Consider the following 2,774-nt stretch of genomic DNA (forward strand, 5'->3'; position numbering starts at 1 on the left):
GACCAGAACCACCAGTGGCACCAGCGGCAGCACCTGCAGCAGCAGCCAGTGCGCCCATTCCAGCATCGGGTTTGCCGGCGCCGGGACGAACCAGTGGATCGCCAGGAACAGGGTTGCGAAAACCGGCCAGCCGAGCCGCATCCAGCGCGGCAGGTCAGCGCCCCTGGCGCGGCGCGACGCAAGCAGCGCGCCGCAGGCCAGCGCGTCCATCGAGGCTGGCGGCAGCAGATCGCGGGCAAGTGTCGGCACTGCGGTCACCGGCCAATAGAAGCGGTAGGCGAGCGACAACAAGATCACGCCAGTGACGATCGCCTCGATGCGCCGGCGCGGCGCCAGAAGCACGATCAGCGGCCAGGCGAGATAGAATTGCTCCTCGATGCTGAGGCTCCAGAAATGGCAGAGCAGCCAGGGCGTCCACTCGTTGCGCAGCGCGTACCAGAAATTGGAGAGATAGAGCGCGTGCCAGATAAGCGAGCCCCGGGAATGTTCGAGGTCGGTCAGCCAGACCAAGCCCAGCACCGCGAAATAGGGCGGGAAGATCCTGAGCATGCGCCGGATGTAGAAGGCCCGCAGCGCCGGCCCCGCCTCGTACGCGGCGGCGTCGCGCGCGTCGATGAGCAGCCGCGTGATCAGGAAGCCGGACAGCACGAAGAACAGCCTGACGCCGAGATGGCCGACAAAAGAAGCCCCGCCGGGCGCCAGGAAGTGGGCATAGAGCACCATCGTCACCGCGACGGCGCGCAGCGCATCGAGCTGTATGTCGCGGGCGTTTGCCATCAGCCGCGTCCGCCGGCGTATTCCGCTGAGGCTGGATTGATATCGATGCCGGTCAGCAGAAGGCCCAAACTGCTCAACTCCTCCACGGCATATTCGCAATAGCTAACGAATGTAACATGGAATGCTGCGCCGCAACACAAAATGTTTACCATCTTGAAATAAAATCGTGATCGCGGCGCCGACAAAAGGCGCAAATTCGCCAAGTTTTCGCCATTTTTGCCAATTGCGCCCCAGTGCGTCGGGGTGTCGTGCAAGAAATCCGACGCTTGTTCTGTTAGTCTAGAAGTATTCATCGGGTTGTGTTCTGGGTAAGAGGCGCGCAACTTTCGCGAGTGCTTATTTGATATTTGATGAAAATCTCCGGATGATTGGCCTTGGGCGAATGACTCAGGGCAGTGCGACATTGTGCGGTGCAGCAAGATATGGTGCGAGATGGCGCGATAGGCTGGGTTTCCACGCATTCCCGACCTTCGGCCGAGCCGCCTCTTCGCCGAGCTCGCCCAGACATGCAAAGCGAGCCGAAGTTACGAGCATCCCGCCGAGCGAGCTATAACATATGTTGTCGCGCGGACCGGAGGCGTGGCGACGGTCGCCTCCTTCAGCACGCCATTCGCAATGAGACAGTATTTGGCGGCGCGGTCATGGATCCGCGCGGCGCTCCCGATCGAGCATGAGCGCAATGATTGAGCCGGCGCAGGTCGCGACCAGGATCGAGACCCAGGTGACGCCTCGCGATTGTGGCTCGGTTTCGGCGGCCGTGACGGCCTTGTTCGCGGCAGCGTCCTGCGCCACGACGGGACCCATGTCCGGCCTCGTCCCGCGGCGGATTGAATAGGCGCGCGTCAACTCGGCGCCGAAGAGGAAGATCTGCGAAGAATAGTAGACCCACAGCAGCGTGACGATCAGGCCGCCGGCGGCGCCGTAGGATGAGGCGATCGTGCTGGCGCCCAGATACCAGCCGATCGCAGATTTACCGACGGTGAAAAGCGCCGCCGTCACCAGCGCGCCAAGGCCGACATCGCGCCACGCCAGCGACCGATCCGGCAAAAGCTTGTAGATGGCGGCGAACAGCACCGCCGTCAGAACGAACGACAGGATCGTGTTCAGCACGCTGGCTATCGCCTCGCCAAACGGCAGATACGCATTCAGCGTCGCAGCCAACGCCGAGATCGCCGCGCTGGCGATCAAGGAAACCAGCAAAAGAAAGCCCAACGCGGCCACCAGCCCGAGGCTTGCGGCGCGTGCCCGCACGATTCTCGATAAGGACGTGTCGGTTGGCTCGACTTTCCAGATGGTGTTGAGCGCGAGCTGCATCTCGCCGAAAACCCCGGATGCGGTGGCGAGCAGCGTGACCAGTCCGACTATGGCGGCCCATGTTCCGCTTGTCTGGTTCGACGCCGACTCCAGCGTGGCGCGGAATAGCTCCGCGCTCTGCGCGCCCATCAGTCCGGAGATCTGCGCCGACAATGCAAGTTCCGCCGCCTGGTGCCCAACCACGATCCCGGAGATTGCCACCACGATCAGCAGGATGGGCGCCAGCGAGGTTGCGGCATAGAAGGCGAGAGCTGCCCCCCGGCTCAAGGCATTGTCGTTGACGAAGCCGGTGGCGCTTTCTTTCAACAAGGCCCAGATCATCGCCATCAACGCCTCGATGTCCCGCGTACCGGCCACCGCTCCCGCCACGTCGTCAAGGCAGCCAGCTCCCGGTCTTCGCCTTGCGCGCGGCGGCGCGGTTCTGACCAGCGGCCGCCCTTGTCTTGGCGTCCTTGGAATGTCTTGGCGTCCTTGGAATGCGCGGCGATCGCCGGGCCGGCACCGGTCGCATTGCGCATTTCGCCGCTCTTCCCGGCCGGCGGCTGCTTTTCGATCAGGCCAGGAATAGTATTTCCGAAAAGGCCCATGGCAGATCTCCTTGGCACGCCGGCCTGAGCGTTAATCTGCCGCCTTTCGTTTTGTTCCCGAGGCAACCGAACCGCCATTGGGGCATTGAAGGCAAC

The 2,774-nt window shown here is 63.1% G+C and carries 4 protein-coding genes; all 4 read right to left on the bottom strand.

All coding sequences use genetic code 11. The features are described 5' to 3' along the window. A partial coding sequence (locus EN742_RS30775; RefSeq protein WP_148670373.1) for an acyltransferase occupies positions 1-777 on the bottom strand: 777 nt, incomplete at its 3' end. Next, positions 777-1,238 carry a hypothetical protein gene (locus EN742_RS30780; RefSeq protein ID WP_127407311.1) on the bottom strand — a complete coding sequence of 154 codons (462 nt, stop codon included), beginning with the start codon at positions 1,236-1,238 and terminating at the stop codon, positions 777-779. The genes EN742_RS30780 and EN742_RS30775, both read right to left, overlap by 1 nt. Positions 1,239-1,416: 178 nt before the next feature. Next, entirely contained in the window at positions 1,417-2,418 is a 1,002-nt protein-coding gene (locus EN742_RS30785; RefSeq protein ID WP_128333653.1) for a YihY/virulence factor BrkB family protein, read from the bottom strand. After that, the coding region (locus EN742_RS39730; protein ID WP_245492433.1) for a hypothetical protein at positions 2,418-2,774 on the bottom strand (357 nt) is incomplete at its 5' end. The genes EN742_RS30785 and EN742_RS39730, both read right to left, overlap by 1 nt.

Origin of the sequence: Mesorhizobium sp. M4A.F.Ca.ET.020.02.1.1, assembly GCF_004022645.1 — a bacterium.
In the GTDB taxonomy this organism is placed as follows: domain Bacteria; phylum Pseudomonadota; class Alphaproteobacteria; order Rhizobiales; family Rhizobiaceae; genus Mesorhizobium.

Excerpts from the sequence above, each read along its gene's own strand:
- EN742_RS30780 (WP_127407311.1), bottom strand. The coding sequence starts at position 1,238 with ATGCGTGGAAACCCAGCCTATCGCGCCATCTCGCACCATATCTTGCTG.
- EN742_RS30785 (WP_128333653.1), bottom strand. The coding sequence starts at position 2,418 with ATGGCGATGATCTGGGCCTTGTTGAAAGAAAGCGCCACCGGCTTCGTC.